The sequence below is a fragment of the Acidocella aromatica genome (assembly GCF_014201825.1).
Lineage (GTDB): Bacteria > Pseudomonadota > Alphaproteobacteria > Acetobacterales > Acetobacteraceae > Acidocella > Acidocella aromatica.
Genome location: NZ_JACHFJ010000027.1, coordinates 1 through 1,438, shown reverse-complemented (window position 1 = coordinate 1,438; position 1,438 = coordinate 1). Strand labels below are relative to the sequence as shown.

1 protein-coding gene is annotated in these 1,438 nt (G+C 67.6%); it reads right to left on the bottom strand.

Annotated features, from left to right (window positions below):
- The coding region (gene pgi / locus HNP71_RS14015; protein WP_221246951.1) for a glucose-6-phosphate isomerase at positions 1 to 1,438 on the bottom strand (1,438 nt) is incomplete at both ends.

Genomic DNA, 1,438 nt, shown 5'->3' with positions numbered 1-1,438 from the left:
GTCGCCAGTTCCTTACCCAACTCGACGCCCCATTGGTCGAAAGCGTTGATGTTCCAGATGGCGGCCTCGGTGAAGATGCGGTGCTCGTACAAGGCGATGAGCTGGCCCAGCACCTCCGGGGTAAGCTGCGGATAGGCCAGCAGCAGGCTCGGCCGGTTGCCGGGGAACACGCGGTGCGGATTGCCGCCCGCCTCCTCCAGCGTGCGCCCGCGCATCAGGGCCTGCGCCTGGCCCAGGCAGTTGGCGATCAGCACCTCATGGTGGTGCCGCAGCTCCGGCTCATGCCCGCGCGCGGCGATCAGGAACTCGCAGGGGATGATATCCGTGCCCTGGTGCAGCAGCTGGTAGAAGGCGTGCTGGCCGTTGGTGCCGGGCTCGCCGAACACCAACGGCCCACTTGGCTGGGCCACGGGGTTGCCATCGCGCGTCACCCGCTTGCCGTTGGACTCCATGTCCAGCTGCTGCAAATACGCGGGCAGCCGGGAGAGGCGCTGCTCGTAGGGTAGCACCGCCCGGGCCTGATAGTTGCACGCATTGCGGTGCCAGACGCCACACAGCGCCAGCAGCACCGGCAGGTTTTGCGCCAGCGGGGCGGAGCGGAAATGCTGATCCATGGCATGCGCGCCGGCGAGGAAATCGCGGAAATGCGCCGCCCCGATGGCGATCATCACCGGCAGGCCGATGGCCGACCACACCGAGTAACGCCCGCCCACCCAGTCCCAGAAACCGAAGGTTTTCTCAGGCGAGATGCCGAAGGCGGCGATCTTGTCCAGCGCGGTGGAGACAGCAGCGAAATGCGCGCCCACCGCATCCTCGCCCAGTGCCGCCACCAGCCAGCGCCGCGCTGTCTGCGCGTTGGTCATGGTCTCCACGGTGGTGAAGGTTTTGGAGGCGACGATGAACAGCGTGCGCGCCGGGTCGAGCGGCTTCAGCGTGTCGGTCAGATGCGCGGCATCGACATTGGAGACAAAATGCAGGCGCGGGCCATCGTGGTACGGGGCGAGCGCGCCGGTCACCATCACCGGGCCGAGGTCCGAGCCGCCGATGCCGATATTGACGACGTCGGTGAAAGCCAGCCCCGAGGCGCCGGTGAGCGCGCCAGAGCGCACCGCCTCGGCGAAGGCGAACAGCCGCTCCCGCATGGCGTGCACGGCGGGGATCACATCCTTGCCATCGACCAGCACGCTGGCGCCGCGCGGCGCGCGCAGGGCGGTGTGCAGCACGGCGCGGTTTTCGGTGACGTTGATTTTTTCGCCCGCGAACATTGCGTCGCGCCGCGCCTCAACCCCGGCATCCGCCGCCAGTTGCAGCAGCAGGGCAAGGCTCCGCTCCGTCAGGCTGGTTTTGGAGAAATCCAGCAGCATCTCGCCAAAACGGGCGGAAAACTTGGCAAAACGCGCGGGGTCAGCGTCGAAAAGCGCGGTAATCCGCGGCGCGG